This window comes from Lyngbya sp. CCY1209 (genome assembly GCF_055795065.1).
In genome coordinates, this window is the sequence record NZ_JAYFER010000276.1 from 1 (window position 1) to 16,730 (window position 16,730).

The window sequence follows — 16,730 nt, forward strand, 5'->3', positions numbered from 1 at the left end:
GATGTTGATGGCTGCGTTGTGGTCTCTATCTAACTCGCACCCACACTGACAAACGTGAGTTCGAGTCGAGAGACTTTGATTATTTTTATCTGAGGGTTATAATCGGTTTTGATCAAGTCAATAATTTAGAAGAGAAGACATTCCAAGATGCTAATCAGTTGGTGGATAAAATCAATGAAATTTTGGAAGGTAAGCTTGAGCAGGTTAGAAATGAATTAAAAAAATATTTGGGTCATGGTTTACCGAATCCATTAGATCCCTGTAGACGAAGATTAAAGTTAGGAAGTAAGCCAGGGGCAAGGTTTTCAGATATGGAACTTTATGAGTTGACCGAATGTTATGAATTGAACAAGTTAAATGAAAATACTCCCGTTGATGAAGTGTTAAAAATTTATGGTCAACTCCAACTCAATGCGAGTCGCATGGCTGCTTTGGTTAAGGATGCCCCAATCTTGAGAAGGAGAGCGATAGAAGATTGGATTAAATATGGTATATTATGTGAATTTTGGCATCAGACTATACAGGGTTATGATGTCAGTCATCCTCTGTTAGAGTCAACAAAGCCAAAGGGTATTTTGTCGAGCGAATCATAAATATCAATCGTACAATATAGAAAATTGAGGAGAATTTAATTGTGGTGAAATCTGACGATTGGAAACATCCACTCGGGTATCATGAAAAGGCGATCGCAGAACTGACTGCAACCCGGCAAGAATTACTCAATGAGTTGAAAACAATGCGGGATATACATAACTCCAATCAACTTGAGTTGCAAAATTTAAAAAATGAACTTGCAGAAACCAATCAAGAATTGAAATTGACGCGAGAAGAAACCCAAAAATATCAACAGATAATCGACGATTTTTTAGCTAACTCTCCCATCAAACCCGTCATGGAAACAAAAAATATTGAGACTAAGCTCAGTCAATTAAGCGGAGACTTATTAGAGATCAAACAGCAGTTATCTAATTTGCCGGAAAGGTTCAAACCAGTCGAACCTCAACCGAAGCCAGAAGATGACTTTAAGACTCAGATACTTCAATCCATTGCCGACTTACAAAAACAATTATCTTCGCTCACAGATGAGCTAACCCTTGTCTCTGATGCTTCCGGTATGGATTATGCTCCAATTCGAGATTTATTGCGAGATCAAGAATGGAAAAAAGCTGATGAAAATACCCGAAATCTTATGCTCAAGTTGTCAAATAGAAATCCAGAAGGATGGTTGGATAAAGGGGACATCGAAAAATTACCTTGGCAAGATTTACGAATTCTTGACCGACTTTGGAACAAGTATAGTGATGGCAAGTTTGGTTTTAGCATTCAGAAAAATATTTGGCAAAATATAGAAGTTGCCAATCAAAACGATTTTGAAGTCGAAAAAACTTTGGGCGATCGCGTCGGATGGCGAGTCAATAATTGTTGGATAGACTACGAAAGTTTTACTTTTAATATAACCGCTCCCCCCGGTCATTTGCCATCGACCAGTCATTTATTATGTATTGACAGGGGTAAAGTAGAAGATAGAATCAGATTTATGTTTCGTAAGAGAAAAGAATGGTAAAGGCAGAAATGCGCGGTCAGCCTGGAGAATCGTTCGATCGCCTGTCATCCACAGAAAAAGCGATTTGAAAATTTTCTGGCCCCCAAACCCCTAATCCTGGTGGCTCTTGGCCGACAAAATTTCACGAATCATTTCACTGTCGGTGGTTATTCCTCCGACGGAGACGGTTCGGCTACCGCAAACCTCGAGTCAACGGTGTCGGGTTCGATATTGGGGCCGCGATCGAAAATTTCGATGTCCCACTGCCCGTTTCTGGCACTTTCAAAGGTAATATAGCGGCCGTCGGGGCTGATGCTGGGGTTCCTCACCCAACCGCGATATCCCCGCGTCAGCATTTCCAAACGGCGGGTGAGGCGGTCGTAGAGGAAAATGTCGGGCCGTCCCGACTCGTTGGCGCTATAAACGATGTAGCGGCCCGTGTAGCTGAGGCCGGGACTCTGCACGATCGCCCGCGATCGCTTCAAATCGAGCAAATTCTCATAACTGCGCCGTCGCAGGTCGTAGATCAACAACTGGTTCTGGCCGTCGCGATCGGACACGAAGGCCAAAAACCGGCCGTCCCCGCTCAACGCCGGTTGCTCGTCCGTCGCGCCGCTGTTGAGGGCGCCGTAGGCCACGGAGCCATCGATCGCCATTGCGGTACAACCCACCATCAGGAGCAGCGAAAACAGACCGATCGCGATCGCCCGACACCAACGCCAAATCATCGAGTTTCTAAAAATCACGGGGTTGGGAGGATGGAACATCCCCTGAAACTGGCAGGCAATTCTCCCCCCAAATCGAGTTTTTAATATTCGGTCGAACTTTCGTAATCGTCATCCGAATAATCGACGGGCCGATACTCCACATAGTCCGTCGAAGTCGTATCCCGTTCCCGGCGATCCGAATATCGCTCGGAAGGGCGCGGCCGTCTCGTTCTGGGTTCTTCGAGATCCGTGGAATAGCCGCCGCGAGAGGACGGGGGCCGGCTGCTGCGACTGCTGCGGTACGGGCGATCGCTTCCCGAATCGATGGAGGCTTCCCACTCCTCGGTGGTCGTCGGTCTGCTGCTGCTCGGGGGGCGGGACGGGGGACGCTTGCGGGGGCGATCGACTGAACTGGGACGTTCGCTGCTGGGACGGCGACTGCTGGGACGGCGACGGGTCGCTTCGCTATCATAAGTTTCCGGTTTTGTCAAGCGCGAATCGCGGCTGCCCCGAATTTGGCGGGCGACGGGTTGGGGGGGGTAATCCTCCTCCACGGGTTCGAGTTCGTCGAGTTCGGCATCCACCCGGTAGACGTCGCTCACATAGCGATCGTCATCCACCACCGGAGCCCGTTCCTTCGCCTTCATCGTGGCGACTCCCCGCAGTTTGATGCTTTCCACCGCGAAGAAAATGGCGGTTCCCGTCAGCATGAACTGACCGAATGCCAGGATCGGATCGAGTCTCCACCCCTGAAACAGGAGAATCCCGCCGCAGAGCAAACCGACGGCGGCGAAGAAAATATCGTGATCGCGGGCGAGTTTCGGGCGCCAGGAACGGAGAAAATATAGCGCCGCGCCAGCCACAGCCAGGATGATCCCCAGCAGGCTGCTCCAGTTCAATCCTAAATTGACCATTATCTAATCTCCTATGCCAGTCCTATCTTAGCGAGTTCCATTCATATTCTCTACCGTCCGCCGGAAAGCGACTAGCATACAGGGCTTCTAGTGGTACGGACTCGGTGCCCTTGGGAATTGGGAACGGGTCGGACAACGAGGTTATTCCGATCCGCCCAACTCCCGGACGACTTCAACTGAGCCGAAAAGCGATCGCCGCTCGTCGAGGGCGATCGGGCCGAGCCGCCTACGAGCGGATGATTTTATCCTTCTGGCTGATAAAGATCAAGCCGACCGTCGCCGGGACGACGACGAGCAGGATACCCACAAGCAGGCTGTAGAAGAAGTTCGCTAATGAAGGAGTCATCTGAATCCGATCCTTAGATTTGCAATACAGAAATTTATCTCTGTTATCTTAACAATTTTTGTGAAATTCTCCACCCTTGGCCGGAGGGGAATCTGAGAACCCGTCCAACTCAGATCGCCAATTTGGGCGATCGCCCCCCGACCGTTAAAATGAGGAATCGTTATAAAACTTAAACTTCTCTCGTCAAAGCCATGACCAGCTTTTCAATTTTGGACTGGACTCTCGGCCTGCTCCTGGCCGGGATGACCCTGCTGTTCATCTTCCGCATCGTCCTCACTTGGTATCCCCAGGCCGAGCTCAATCGATTTCCCTTCAGCCTCGCCTACTGGCCGACGGAACCCTTTTTGGCCGTCACCCGCAAAGTCGTCCCCCCCATCGGCGGCGTGGATATCACCCCCGTGATCTGGGTGGGAATTTTCAGCCTCCTGCGGGAACTATTACTCGGACAGCAGGGACTCCTGCGGATGATGATGTGATCGTAGAGTTTGGGGTGTGGGGTGTGGGGTGTGCTCGGTGGGGTGTGGGGAAATACAGCAATTTTCAAGTTGGTGAGGTACGCGGATTGACTTCAAGTTTCCCTGACGGACGGGCAACCGGAGACGGTTGCCCCCACGGGAGATTTGGGGGACGATCCGGATCGAACTTGCTATATCAGCTTTCTGGCTGACGGCTGATAGCTGACACCTTCTCTGAGCCCGAGTCGGAATTTTTGCTCATCCACTGTTCGACGAAATTGGTGTAAACCTCGCCGTCGATGAATTCCTGGGTTTCCATAATTTTTTGGTGGAAGCCGATGGTCGTCGGGACGCCGGTGATGGCGAACTCCCGCAGGGCTCGTTTCATGCGGACGATCGCGGCTGGGCGGTCCGGGGCCCAGACGATCAGTTTCCCGATCAGGGAATCGTAGTAGGGGGGAATTTCATAATCGGTGTAAACGTGGGAGTCTATCCGCACGCCGTTGCCCCCCGGCGGCAAATAGGCGCTGATCCGTCCGGGGTGGGGTCGGAAGTTGCGATCGGGATCTTCGGCGTTGATCCGACATTCGATCGCGTGTCCCCGCAGTTGGATGTCATCCTGGGTGAAGTGCAGTTTTTCCCCCTGGGCGATGCGGATCTGTTCGGCGATCAGGTCCAAACCCGTGATCGTCTCCGTAACCGGATGTTCCACTTGGATGCGGGTGTTCATTTCCATAAAATAAAAATTGCCGTGGCGATCGAGGAGAAATTCTACCGTCCCCGCCCCGGTGTAGTTGATGGATTTTGCCGCCTTCACCGCCGCATCCCCCATTTTTTGCCGCAGTTCCGGGCTCAACGCCGGACTCGGAGCCTCTTCCAACAGCTTTTGGTGGCGTCGCTGGATGGAACAGTCCCGCTCCCCCAGGTGCACGACGTTGCCGAAGTTGTCGGCGAGGATTTGAAACTCGATGTGGCGGGGACGCTCGATAAATTTTTCGATGTACAATCCCGGATTGCCGAAGGCCGCCTCCGCCTCTCCCTGGGCCGCCGCGAACAGTCTGGGGAGATCCTCCGGATTCTGCACCAGCCGCATCCCCCGACCGCCACCCCCCGCCGTGGCTTTGATGATCACCGGATAGCCGATTTCCCGAGCGATCTGGGTGGCTTCTTTCTCGTCAGTTACCAAGCCGTAACTGCCGGGGATGGTGGGGACGCCCACCCGCTGCATGGTTTCCTTGGCCGTGGATTTGTCCCCCATCGAGCGGATCGCCTCCGGCGTCGGGCCGATGAAGGCGATGTCGTGGTCGGCGCAAATTTCGGCGAAGCGGGCGTTTTCCGCCAGGAAGCCGTAGCCCGGATGGATGGCGGTGGCGTTGCGCGTCAGGGCGGCGGAGATGATGTTGGGGATGTTGAGGTAGCTTTTGCTGCTGCTTGGTTCGCCGATGCAAACGGCTTCGTCCGCCAACTGAACGTGCAGGGCGTGGCGATCGACCGTGGAATGGACGGCCACTGTGGCAATCCCCATTTCTTCACAGGTTCGGAGAATCCGCAGGGCAATTTCCCCACGATTGGCAATCAGGATTTTGGAAAACCGCATCTTCGGTGCTGTTCGGGCAATATAATAAGTTAGGATAGGTTATTTGGGGACGCTCTGGAAGACACCCCCCGGATTTGCCCCGAAAAAAAATTTGGCACTTGCGTTTTTTTGTGCTATCGTGGTAAATTAGCGAAACACGGGCGGAGGCTTTGAATCCGATGCTCTGTGACCATTTGCGGATGTGGCGGAATTGGTATACGCGCACGTTTGAGGGGCGTGTGGCTTTGCCTTGCGAGTTCGAGTCTCGCCATCCGCATTGAGAAATTGAAAATATTAAAAAGGAGAGGCAATCAATTTTTGACCTCTCTTTTTTGATGGGAATAGGGAGTCGGGAGTCGGGAGTCGGGAGTTGGGAATTGAAATTACCTTATAATAAATAATAATATATTGTTGCGCTTTAGCGCTTTCTGCGGGGCTGAAGCCTGACAGCGATTCGATTGATTTTTATGGGCAATCAAATGGCACTTTTAGATCGTCTGGATAAGCTTAATAATTGGAATCAAAAACCGGCGATGATTTCCCTGTTTTCGGGCTGCGGTGGGATGGACTTGCCGTTTCATCGGGCTGGGTTTGAACTGGTTTGGGCGATTGACACCAACCCCGACGCCTGCCGCACCTTTCGGCGCAATATTTCCGATAAAATTATCTGTGACAATATTGAAAATGTCGATATCTCCGCCGTCCCCGATGCGGATTTAATTACGGGGGGATTTCCCTGCCAGGATTTTTCGATGATTTGGAAGCGTCCGGGACTGAAGGGGACTCGGGGGAATCTTTACACCTACTTTTTAGAGTTTGTCCGGGAAAAGCAACCCAAAGCTTTTATCGCCGAAAATGTGAAGGGGTTGTTGAGTGCCAACGGCTGCAAAGCCATCCGACAAATTATCTCGGATTTTGAACAGATCGAACCGGGTTATTTGGTGAAGCCGAAACTCTACAATTTTGCAGATTACGGCGTTCCCCAGTATCGCGAACGGGTGTTACTCGTCGGAGTTCGGATGGATACCGGGTTCAATTTTATCCATCCCGAACCGGAATATGGGAGCGATCGCACCCATCCCCACCGCACTGCAGGGGAGGCGTTAAGAGATGTCGAAACAGTTCCTTATAATAACGAACATCAGAGGATTCAACGGCGAACCGTGGAAATTTTAAAGCGGATCAAACCGGGGGGGAATTTTACCGATATTCCCAAAGATAGCGAATATTATGTCAAGGGGATGATCAGCCACGTTTACCGGCGGTTGCACCCCGATCGCCCTTCGACTACAATTATTGCGGGGGGTGGCGGTGGCACCTGGGGTTATCACCACGAAGAACCGCGATCGCTCACCAATCGAGAACGGGCTCGGCTGCAAACGTTTCCCGACGATTTTATCTTTGAAGGATCGTTTACCGAGATCCGGCGCCAAATCGGAAATGCCGTTCCGCCGGATGGGATTGTGCCCTTGGTTGAGACGTTGATTCCCCTCTTTAAAAATGAATATCAACCCGTGGATTTGTACGAGTTTAGTCGCCATTTACAATCCCTGGATTGGCGCGATCGCCTTAAACTTGCCACTTCCGAGTCCGGACAATACGAATTGCAAACCAGTTTTTAGTTCGTTCGAGTCCGGGGTGACGAACAAAATTGATCGATAATGATGATGGAGGAGGAACCATCATGGTACAACAACTGTGAGAGATGCTACGTTCGGGGAAAAATCGTTTGGATTCAAACGATTGAAGCTGACAGGATACCGGGCGATCGCTCACCAGGTGGGCGGGGGTGGGCGGTACTTTCAAACCATACCCGAATTTTCCGTCATCTATTTTGCTCCCGTCTCAATTTAAGCAATGGGTTGGGCATAGAATGAAATCCCTTGATCGACAAAATTCGGCAGTGCGTCAGCCGCCGCCGCTTGAGCCGGATCGATGGTGTAGAAATGGCCTCCGGTATTGAAATTGAAAGCCCGATAGACCGGCGATGTTCCGGGTACCTGAGTGGCATAAACTTGGATGGGGGTGGCTGGATTATCCAGCGTCCACTCTTGCAGGGTTTCTACAAAAGCGATTTCTCCCGGATTGCTGGCGTAGAAATATCCGCCCCTTTGGTTTCGATAACGTTGCAGGGTCGTATCTCCCCCCGACAGGAATTCAAACCCTTCGTTGATATAGCGCTGCGAGTTGTTGGCGAATTGATTTTTTTCAAAGTTGTCGGCGGTGAAAATGTGACCTCCCGCCTGGTTATCCCAGAATCGCGCCACCCCCGTCAGCGGGTCGATAGTACCGCCACCGTCGTCGAAATCGTTGGGTCCCAAGATGCCTCCGTCCGCCACAGTTGGAGGGTTTAAATTGCCCAAATTGACGCTGGCCGCCAACTGATAATCTTGGGGCAATTGTCCGGTGGGAGGAAAAATACTGTTGTTGGGAAGGGGTTCGTAACTGGTCACCCGAATCAGGTAGCGGGATACTCCGTCGGCCGTCAGGGTACTCGGTGCACCCAAAAAGGTTCCGAATTCCACGGCACCTGTCGCAATGGTGGCATTTTGATTACCCAAGGCGCGATCGTCATTGGTGGCAATGGGAGCTTGATTGGGGAGAGGGGCGGTACCTTCGGGACTCAATTGATAGACTTGTAAAATTGGGTCGTATTGGGTCGTATCAAATGCATCTACCGAGATGGCAACGCTGGTATTTGGAAATGTGGGTTGGATAATATAATCGTCGTAGCGAGTAATCTGGGCCGGATTGGCAGGAGAAGGACTGGACGGGTCGGTTACACTTAATTGTTCCCGGATCACTTGAGCATTTGTCATGGTCTCAAATCCTTGTTTTGATTGTTCTTTGTGCTGAGAGTTGGACAGGGATATGCTTCAGCTATCTCTCGTTTTGAAAGGCGATCGCTCACACTTGCCGTTCAACAATCTGCTTTGCTAACGCTGTTGTATTACAGCAAAAACTGATGGTCAGCAGCGGGTCAGAGTGCTTTTTATCCTGGAGGAAAATGGACTCAGTGCGGGGCTATGCTGTGCCCCAACTTATCGGTTTGCAGCCCATCAAATCCCCCACTTAAATATGCTAACTTTCAAATGACATTTCGTCACGCGATCGCGGTTTAATTTTTGTTACAATTTTGTCTTTAAATTTTTAAGAAATGTTGTTGATGGCGACGGCCTATCGGTTCATACGGGTGCGATATCGCGGCTCCGGTTCCGAGTCGGAATCGGTGGAAAATTGGCATTTTCCCCGATTCACTCGCCGGGATCAGGCGGGGATCAGAAGTTGCGATCGCAGCCGTCCGATCAACTCACCCAACCCGTCGGGATTAAGGCGGTAACTGAGGGGATGGGCGATCAGGTGGGCGGTACTTTCAAAGAGTACCTTAATTTCCACCAAGCCATTTTGCTCCAGGGTGCGGCCGGTGGAAACCAAATCCACGATCGCTTCTGACATTCCCGTGATCGGCCCCAATTCCACGGACCCGTAAAGCGGTATAATTTCTACGGGCAAATCGATACTGTCGAAATACTCGCCGGCACAGTGTACGAATTTAGATGCAACGCGGCTGTGGGGCGGCAGTTCCACGGGACGGCGATAGGAACTCGACCGTTTCACCGCCACCGACATCCGACAGTGGCCGAATTGGAGATCGACGATCCGGGCGACCTGGGGTTGTTTTTCCCGCAAAACGTCGTAGCCGACAATTCCCAACTGCGCCTGACCGTATTCGACATATACGGGGACGTCCTGGGCGCGCACGAGCAACCCCCGGGCGGTGCGGGTGGGATCTTCGATCTGAAGCTGGCGGTTCGCCGAGTCGAGAAAGGCGCTAAAATCGAGTCCGACGGACTTGAGCAATTGAATGCTGTCTTTGAGCAACGCGCCTTTGGGAAGTGCAACCGTAATCATAAAGCGGAAGAAAGAACTAGGGAATACAACCTCGGGAACGGGTAAATCAGTGATCAACCGTCACCCCGCTCCGATTCTGTTCGCGATCGGCAATTGTGAGAGCTCAATCCAAACATTGACACTATGACCCAGCTTACCCTGGTTATTGGCAATAAGAATTATTCATCTTGGTCGTTGCGGGCCTGGTTGGCGATGAAACAGGCCGGAGTGACCTTTGCGGAGATGCGAATTCCGTTGGACACCCCCACCTCCCACCAAGAAATCCGCCGCTATTCTCCCTCGGGACAGGTTCCCGTCCTCCTCCACGGCGATCTGACGGTGTGGGAGTCCCTGGCCATTTGCGAGTACGTCGCCGAAGTCTTCGCGCCGGGATTGTGGCCGCAAGGTCGGCGGGAACGGGCGATCGCGCGATCGATCGCCCACGAAATGCACGGGGACTTCATCAACCTGCGCCAAAAAATGCCGATGGACTGCCGTGCCCGCTACCCGGGGGAGGGGATGAAGCCGGAATTGCGGGCGGAAATCGATCGCATCACGTCCATATTGCGAGAGTGCCGCACCCAATTCGGGGCGGATGGAGATTTCCTGTTCGGGAAATTTACCGTCGCCGACGCCATGTTCGCCCCGGTGGTGTCCCGGTTCATCACCTACGATGTCAAGTTGGGGGAAATTGAGACGGCCTACGCGCAGGCGATCGTTTCTCTCCCGGCTATGCAAGACTGGCTGGAGGCGGCGGCCAACGAAGTGGAACACATCGATACATTCTTCTAACAGTTGATTGATGCGGATTCTTCTTGTCGATGACGAAGTGGAATTGGCCGATTCCCTCGATCGCGCCCTGAGTCGGGAGGGGTACGCGGTGGATGTGGCCTACGACGGCGCGGCGGGGGACGCCCTGGCCACCCGGAATTCCTACGATTTGCTGATTCTGGACTGGATGTTGCCCCACAAGTCGGGGTTGGAGATCTGTCAGGGGTTGCGATCGCGCCAAAATTGCACCCCGATCCTGTTTTTGACGGCCAAGGACACCCTCGACGACCGCGTAGAAGGGTTGGATGCCGGGGCGGATGACTATTTGGTGAAACCCTTTGAACTGCGGGAGTTGCTGGCCCGGGTGCGGGCGCTGCTGCGCCGCCCCCCGATGGCGGATGCAGTCAATCCGAACCGCCTGCAAGTGGCGGATCTGGAGTTGGACTGCGAGGGACAGTTGGCTTACCGGGGCAACCGGGCGATCGAACTTTCGGAAAAGGAAAGCCGCCTCCTGGAATACCTGATGCGCCACCCCGGACAACTCCTCACCCACGGGGAAATTCACCGCCACCTGTGGGGGGAAACGGACAAACCTAGCAGCAACGTCCTGGCCGCGCAAATCCGCCTCCTGCGGCGAAAAATTGAAATCTCCGGCGAAGTCCCCCTTATCCATACGGTCTACGGCAAGGGATACCGCTTCGGGGAATAATCCTAGTCTATAATGCCATATATAATCAATGAATCGAACCGTGGGAGTCAATCAATATGCCCATCAAGAGTACCTATGCGATTTGGAATAACAAAGGCGGAGTTGGGAAAAGTTCTATAACATTTCATATTTCAACAGCATATGCTGAAAAGAATCCTTCATCTAAGGTTCTTGTGTCTGATGCAACAGCAGATATTTTATTTCAAAAATTTCGAGAAAATCAAGACCGTTTTACATCGCCGTCCAAAATAATACAGACCATTCAAGATTTTCGCGATTACTACTCTGTCCCACTTCGAGATTTTAATACTTCTGGTGTGGTTGCGGCACACCTGGGCAAACCACTATCCAAATTAACTCAAGGAGAACATCAAGTTTATAATCGCTCGGTTAGAGTTGTAAAAGCTCGAATTCAAGACTGTCAGGATGCCATCAATGATGTTTTACAGAAAATTTAAGATTGGATCGTCTATCAACCGCACAAACTCTCCAATCATCTTCAGATGATTTTTGCTATTAGCTTGGGAATTGATTCCCAAGCGATCCGGGTATTCAACTATTTCTGTTCCGGATGGGATGCTCCCGGCGACTCGGCCCCCATTTGGTTGATGGTGGCGATCATTTGGTACAGACGCCCGACATCCCGCTGGTTGAAATACAAGACCAGGCGGGGGAGGTGTTCGGTTTCGTCGCCGTATTCTGTGGGGAGGGCTGCGCTTTTTTCGATCCGACCCTTGACTAAAATATCGTTAAATTCTCGATTGAGAGTTTCGACCTGTTCTTCCGTCAGTTCGGAGTTGAGGCGGACGACGAAGCGATCGCCGACGTAGCGGCTGGAGTGGTAAACTCGGTAAAAGTCGGCGATCGCGCGGCAGGCTTCGTCCACGTTATCGGTGAGGGTGTAGATGCTCGGGTCGTCCGGAGAAATCAGCCCCCGCTTCAAGAGCTGTTTTTCGACGAATTCTTTCCAGTCGTACCAGTAATCTCCCCCGGGGCGATCGATCAAAACCAGGGGGGCTGGCCCGAATTTTCCCGTCTGGGCCAGGGTCAGGCACTCGAAGGTTTCGTCCAAGGTTCCAAAACCGCCGGGAAACATCGCCAGGGCGTCGCTCTCCCGCAGGAAAAACAGTTTCCGGGTGAAAAAATATTTGAAATCGATCAGCTTGGAATCGCCCTCGATGTGGGGGTTGGAGAACTGCTCGAAGGGGAGTTGGATGTTCAAGCCGAAGGACCGCGCGGCCCCGGCTCCCTCGTTTCCGGCCTCCATGATGCCGCCCCCGGCACCGGTGAGGACCATGAACCCCAGTTCGGTGACGCGGCGGGCAAATTCCACGGCCAGTTGATATTCTCCGGCTTCCGGCGGGGTTCTCGCCGACCCGAAGATGCAGATTTTGCGAACGTGGCGGTAGGGGTAAAAGACCTGAAATCCCCGCTCCATGTCCAATAGGGAAGCGGAGAGGATCTTCCAATCCAGGGTTTCAAACTCCGAGCCGGCCATCCGCACCAGACTCGACAGGGAGCGCGAAATCCACTTTTCGTGCTTTAAATGGGGGAGTTCGTCGATGAGTTGGGCGATATCGGCTTGCAGGGACGCGATCGCATCACGGATTCCGGAAGGATTCATAAAATGGAAAAGCGGACAACAATACGCCTCAGATTTGAGCGTCCAAGGCGCGACATCTCAACGATCTCGGCGGGAAATCGGAGGTCTGAGCCTTTGAATAGGAACCCAGACATCCTCAGCATGACTGACACGAAACTCACCTTTGCTCGGTTGAGCGAGTTGGCGACAACGGTTAATTGACCCTTCATCGAAACACTTGGGGATTTCTCTCCGAGCCGAGACGGGTTGCCGGATTGCCGGTTTCGGTTTCCCCTGAAATGGGGTTTTTGAGCCCCAATTTCGGGTAATTCTCAGTCGCCACTCTTGTCGAGGTGCTTGTCGATTGTTAAAGACAGGGTACTTTTGGGAACTGCACCCACAACCATATCCACCTGCTGACCCCCCTTGAAGATCATCAGGGTGGGGATGCTGCGAATTCCGTATTGCTTTGCAACGTTGGGATTCTCGTCGGTGTTGAGCTTGACCACTTTAATTTGGCTGTTGTAATGATCTGCGATTTCTTCAACCACAGGCGCGACCATGCGACACGGCCCGCACCACGGCGCCCAGAAATCGACGAGAACGGGAAGCTCGCTATCGAGTACGTCCTGTTTAAAGCTGGCATCGGTAACTTCGGCTACGGCTGTTGACATACCTTGCATTCCTTAATGACATCGTACTTCCTTGAGACGTTGATCCAGGGAATGGCAGACGAACCACGGTTTCCTAACCTCAACTGCTCTCAAGCCAGTCAGCCCCGGGGTTCGCAACTGGCTCCTCATCGGGAGCCTGTTGACCGCCACCTGCGGATGTGAACGATCTCGAATCATCCCTGTAGGGATTCGCAGATCCTCCACCCGAACTGACAGTGGTGCTTCGCCAATGCGTTTCCGGCTCTGTTCAGCCTGGGGACAGGCTATCATCTAACGCTCAGGAATTTTCACCTAAACCGATTCTACCATCAAACCGACAGGGAACACGGGGGCGACATTTTCTTCTTAGAGGAATGGGGGGGCGCGCAGCCAGAGGAGTGCAATTGGCAATTTTTCCCGATCGCGTCAATTTTCCCCTGTAATAGGGGAGAGAGCATCTCAAACCACCGCGTCGCAGGCGATCGCGCTTCATTTTTGGCCGGGGGCTTGCCAGATGTGGTGAGATTTGCCTATGCTATAGGGCAGATTTGCCGTCGTCTCCCGGAATGGCCAGTCCGGAAACATAAAGAAACCGCCCGAACGCGAAGTCCAGGCGGAGTGTGGTGTGAGGAGTGAACGGAAACATAAGTCTCCGCTGTTTCTATTCTGACATTTTCTGTCCGATAATTCCAGGGGTGAGACCAATCTTTACGACGGCTTAACAAGCGAGTCGGTGTCTTTGCGCGTCCGAACCCTTGTCTGGATTGGGTTTGGGCGATCGCCCCGCCGCCGATATTTACTTGCCCATCCCCAGTTGTTGGGCTTTTTGATAGACTTTACCTTCCGTTAACAGGGACGGCGCGATCACCACTTCCACCTGCTGCATTTCTTTGATGGTCTTAGCCCCCAAGGTCCCCATGCTGGTTTGCAGGGCCCCAAGCAGGTTGTGGGTGCCGTCGTCCAACTGGGCCGGACCCCGGAGAATTTGCTCCAGGGTTCCCGTGCTGCCCACCTGGATGCGGGTTCCTCGGGGCAGTACGGGGCTGGGCGTGGCCATGCCCCAGTGGAATCCACTTCCCGGCGCCTCTTGAGCTCGGGCGAAGGGGGAGCCGATCATCACCCCATCGGCACCACAGGCGATACACTTGCAGATATCCCCGCCCGTGATCAGACCGCCGTCCGCAATAATAGGAACGTAGCGGCCCGTTTCTTGCAAGAACTCGTACCGAGCCGCCGCACAGTCGGCCACGGCCGTTGCCTGGGGAACACCCACCCCCAACACGCCGCGGGAGGTACAAGCGGCCCCCGGTCCGATACCGACTAAAACGCCAGCGGCCCCAGCTTTCATCAAATTCAAGGCAACATCATAGGTGACGCAGTTGCCCAAAATCACGGGAACCGGCATTTCTTGGCAGAAGTGCGCCAAATCCAGGGGAGTCACGGACTCAGGGGACAGAAACGCAGTCGAGACGACGGTGGCTTGGACGAAAAACAGGTCTGCCCCAGCTTCGGCAACGGCGAAACCGAACTGACTCGCCCCGGCGGGGGTGGCACTGACGGCGGCGATACCGCCAAGGCTTTTAATTTCCGCGATCCGTTTTTTGATCAGTTCGGGTTTGATGGGTTCGGCGTAGAGTTGCTGCATCAACGTCACAAACTCGGTTTTCCCGACGGATGCGATCTTGGCCAGGATGGGTTTCGGATCAGTATAGCGGGTTTGGATGCCTTCGAGGTTCAGAACCCCCAGAGCCCCGAGTTGGCTGAGTTTGACTGCCATTTCCACGTCCACCACGCTGTCCATCGCGCTGGCGATGATGGGAATTTCGCGATCGATATTTCCGATCGCCCAGTGGGTATCCGCCAAACTCGGGTCGAGGGTGCGCGGGCCGGGGACGAGGGCAATTTCGTCAATGCCGTAGGCTCTGCGGGCGGTCTTACCGCGTCCAATTACAATATCCACTTGTTTACAGGTTCCCAAAACTATTATTTTGTTAGCCTATCAAATTATCAAAGTTGTCGGAGGATATCAACGGGGGAATCACCCGATCGCATTAATCCGCAACGGCGGCATCGATGATTTCCGCCCTTTCGAGGTGCCGCCCGACTCGCAAAACCGCCGCTTCTCGATAGGGGGCGGCGATAATTTGTACCCCCAGGGGCAGTTGTCCGGGAAGTCGCACGGGGACGGAGAGGACGGGCAGGCCGACGAAGGAGAGGGGTTGGGTGTAGAGTCCTAGATTGGGACGCACCAGCATTTCTTCCCCGCCGATCGCCATCGTTTTTTGGCCCAAAAGCGGGGCGACGCAGGGGGTGGTGGGGGCTAGTATGATATCGACGGTTCGGAAAAGGTCTAAAGCCTGTTGTCGATACCAGCGGCGGAACCGCTGGGCTTGGATCGTCCAGGGACTCGGAATTAGGGCTCCGGCCAGGAAGCGATCGCGGGTGGCGGGGTCGAAGTCTCGGGGGCGCGATCGCAGGTTGTGCAGGTGCAAATTGCTGCCCTCGCTGGCGGTGATCAAATAGGCCGCGGCCCGGGCGCGGTGGGCTTCCGGGATGGTGACGCGGCGGGTGACTCCCAGGGCATTAGCGACGGTTTCCACGGCTGCAAATACTTCCGGATCGCCTTTTTGGGCAAAATAACCGTCCGCGACGGCGATCCGCAATCCCCCGATGCCGTCTTCCAAGTGGGGCGAACAGGGTTCCGGGGGGCGGGCGGTGCAGGCGGGATCGGCGCGATCGCTTCCCTGGAGGATGTCGAAGCTCAGGGCGATGTCCCGCAGCGATCGGGCGAAGGGGCCGATGTGGTCCAGACTGGCGGAAAATAGGACGACACCGGACCGCGGCAGGCGCCCGTAGGTGGGTTTGAGTCCCAGGACACCGCAAAAGGAGGCGGGGACCCGGATGGAACCGTTGGTATCGGTGCCCAAGGTGAGGGGGAGGAGTCCCGCCGCCACTGATGCCGCCGATCCCCCGGAGGAGCCCCCGGAAACTCGGGCGGGATCGTGGGGGTTGGGGGTGGCGCCGTAGTGGGCGTTTTCGGTGACGAATCCGTAGGCGTATTCGTCCATATTCAGGGCGCCCATGAGGACGGCGCCGGCTTTTTTGAGGCGGGAGACGGCGATCGCGTCTTGTCCGGCGGGGGGGTTGTCCCGGTTGATTTTCGACCCGGCGAGGGTGGGGATTCCGGCGATGTCGAAGAGGTTTTTGACCCCGAAGGGGACGCCGGCGAGGGGTCCGGGATCGTCTCCGGCGGCGATCGCGCGATCGATTTTTTCGGCGTCGGCGATCGCGCTTTCGGCGAGGATTTCGGTGAAACAGTTGAGGGTCGGGTTGCGGGTTCGGATTTGTTCCAGGAATTGTTCGCAGACGGTTTTTGCTGTGATTTCTCCGGTTTTGATTGCGGCGGCGATGGCGATCGTGTCCGCTTGTTTTAGGTCGATGTTCATGGCGGTTTGAATGGTAGTTTTTTCTGGCCCTCACCCCCGGCCCCTCTCCCAACTTTGGGCGAGGGGAGTAAAGTTGGGTTTAGCCCTCACCCCCGGCCCCTCTCCCAACTTTGGGGGAGGGGAGTAAAGTTGGGTTT

At 53.8% G+C, this 16,730-nt stretch carries 17 protein-coding genes, 1 tRNA gene and 1 pseudogene; 8 read left to right on the forward strand and 11 right to left on the reverse strand.

Translation table 11 applies throughout. The annotated features are described in order from the left end of the window. Positions 1-78, reverse strand: a pseudogene (locus AC0QHF_RS08090) (zinc ribbon domain-containing protein); the annotation flags it as partial. 83 nt (positions 79-161) lie between these two features. On the opposite strand from AC0QHF_RS08090, the gene AC0QHF_RS08095 reads away from it, so the two are divergent. Further along, positions 162-593, forward strand: coding sequence for a hypothetical protein (locus AC0QHF_RS08095; RefSeq protein WP_324703696.1), 432 nt, complete (start codon positions 162-164; stop codon positions 591-593). A 41-nt stretch (positions 594-634) separates the two neighbouring features. After that, the gene (locus tag AC0QHF_RS08100; RefSeq protein WP_324703697.1) at positions 635-1,564 is read left to right on the forward strand and encodes a GUN4 domain-containing protein; all 930 of its coding nucleotides are present in this window, start codon (positions 635-637) and stop codon (positions 1,562-1,564) included. 146 nt (positions 1,565-1,710) lie between these two features. Here AC0QHF_RS08100 and AC0QHF_RS08105 read toward each other — a convergent pair whose 3' ends face one another. The 3 genes from AC0QHF_RS08105 to psbX all read right to left on the reverse strand — a co-directional run bounded on the left by AC0QHF_RS08105 (position 1,711) and on the right by psbX (position 3,510). Further along, positions 1,711-2,271 carry a TolB family protein gene (locus AC0QHF_RS08105; RefSeq protein ID WP_324703698.1) on the reverse strand — a complete coding sequence of 187 codons (561 nt, stop codon included), beginning with the start codon at positions 2,269-2,271 and terminating at the stop codon, positions 1,711-1,713. Between the two features lie 80 nt (positions 2,272-2,351). Then, on the reverse strand, positions 2,352-3,164 hold the full coding sequence (locus tag AC0QHF_RS08110) for a Ycf66 family protein (RefSeq protein ID WP_324703699.1): 813 nt from the start codon (positions 3,162-3,164) through the stop codon (positions 2,352-2,354). 226 nt (positions 3,165-3,390) lie between these two features. After that, positions 3,391-3,510, reverse strand: coding sequence for a photosystem II reaction center X protein (gene psbX, locus AC0QHF_RS08115; RefSeq protein ID WP_324703700.1), 120 nt, complete (start codon positions 3,508-3,510; stop codon positions 3,391-3,393). Positions 3,511-3,701: 191 nt separating this feature from the next. Here psbX and AC0QHF_RS08120 point away from each other — a divergent pair, with 191 nt between their 5' ends. Beyond that, entirely contained in the window at positions 3,702-3,986 is a 285-nt protein-coding gene (locus AC0QHF_RS08120) for a YggT family protein (RefSeq protein ID WP_324703701.1), read from the forward strand. 175 nt (positions 3,987-4,161) lie between these two features. Here the strand turns inward: AC0QHF_RS08120 and accC are convergent, their stop codons facing one another. After that, positions 4,162-5,562 (reverse strand): acetyl-CoA carboxylase biotin carboxylase subunit, encoded by a 1,401-nt coding sequence (gene accC / locus AC0QHF_RS08125; RefSeq protein WP_324703702.1) that lies wholly within the window; start codon positions 5,560-5,562, stop codon positions 4,162-4,164. A 175-nt stretch (positions 5,563-5,737) separates the two neighbouring features. Between accC and AC0QHF_RS08130 the strand changes: the two genes are divergently transcribed. After that, positions 5,738-5,818: transfer RNA gene (locus AC0QHF_RS08130), tRNA-Leu, on the forward strand. A 202-nt stretch (positions 5,819-6,020) separates the two neighbouring features. Next, on the forward strand, positions 6,021-7,163 hold the full coding sequence (locus AC0QHF_RS08135; protein ID WP_324703703.1) for a DNA cytosine methyltransferase: 1,143 nt from the start codon (positions 6,021-6,023) through the stop codon (positions 7,161-7,163). Positions 7,164-7,391: 228 nt separating this feature from the next. Here AC0QHF_RS08135 and AC0QHF_RS08140 read toward each other — a convergent pair whose 3' ends face one another. Both AC0QHF_RS08140 and hisG read right to left on the reverse strand, forming a co-directional pair. Then, positions 7,392-8,360, reverse strand: a complete 969-nt coding sequence (locus tag AC0QHF_RS08140) for a nuclease (protein ID WP_324703704.1) — start codon at positions 8,358-8,360, stop codon at positions 7,392-7,394. Between the two features lie 448 nt (positions 8,361-8,808). Further along, positions 8,809-9,453, reverse strand: a complete 645-nt coding sequence (gene hisG / locus AC0QHF_RS08145) for an ATP phosphoribosyltransferase (RefSeq protein ID WP_324703705.1) — start codon at positions 9,451-9,453, stop codon at positions 8,809-8,811. Positions 9,454-9,576: 123 nt separating this feature from the next. Between hisG and AC0QHF_RS08150 the strand changes: the two genes are divergently transcribed. Genes AC0QHF_RS08150 through AC0QHF_RS08160 form a run of 3 tightly spaced genes read left to right on the forward strand, consistent with a single transcriptional unit; the run spans position 9,577 to position 11,370 of the window. After that, positions 9,577-10,224, forward strand: a complete 648-nt coding sequence (locus AC0QHF_RS08150) for a glutathione S-transferase family protein (RefSeq protein ID WP_324703706.1) — start codon at positions 9,577-9,579, stop codon at positions 10,222-10,224. 10 nt (positions 10,225-10,234) lie between these two features. Next, a complete protein-coding gene (rppA, locus tag AC0QHF_RS08155) occupies positions 10,235-10,912 on the forward strand; it encodes a two-component system response regulator RppA (RefSeq protein WP_324703707.1) in 678 nt (225 codons plus the stop codon). Between the two features lie 56 nt (positions 10,913-10,968). Beyond that, positions 10,969-11,370: a nucleotide-binding protein gene (locus AC0QHF_RS08160; RefSeq protein WP_324703708.1), complete on the forward strand. Its 402-nt coding sequence runs from the start codon at positions 10,969-10,971 to the stop codon at positions 11,368-11,370. A gap of 98 nt (positions 11,371-11,468) precedes the next feature. On the opposite strand, the gene AC0QHF_RS08165 is transcribed toward AC0QHF_RS08160, so the two are convergent. From AC0QHF_RS08165 to AC0QHF_RS08180, 4 genes are all read right to left on the reverse strand, one after another. After that, positions 11,469-12,536: an LOG family protein gene (locus AC0QHF_RS08165; protein WP_324703709.1), complete on the reverse strand. Its 1,068-nt coding sequence runs from the start codon at positions 12,534-12,536 to the stop codon at positions 11,469-11,471. A gap of 290 nt (positions 12,537-12,826) precedes the next feature. Further along, positions 12,827-13,168 carry a thioredoxin gene (trxA, locus tag AC0QHF_RS08170; protein WP_324703710.1) on the reverse strand — a complete coding sequence of 114 codons (342 nt, stop codon included), beginning with the start codon at positions 13,166-13,168 and terminating at the stop codon, positions 12,827-12,829. Positions 13,169-13,943: 775 nt separating this feature from the next. Further along, complete coding sequence (locus AC0QHF_RS08175) at positions 13,944-15,107, reverse strand: GuaB3 family IMP dehydrogenase-related protein (RefSeq protein ID WP_324703711.1); 1,164 nt, start codon at positions 15,105-15,107, stop codon at positions 13,944-13,946. A gap of 91 nt (positions 15,108-15,198) precedes the next feature. Further along, on the reverse strand, positions 15,199-16,593 hold the full coding sequence (locus tag AC0QHF_RS08180; protein WP_324703712.1) for an AtzE family amidohydrolase: 1,395 nt from the start codon (positions 16,591-16,593) through the stop codon (positions 15,199-15,201). Between the last annotated feature and the right edge of the window lie 137 nt (positions 16,594-16,730).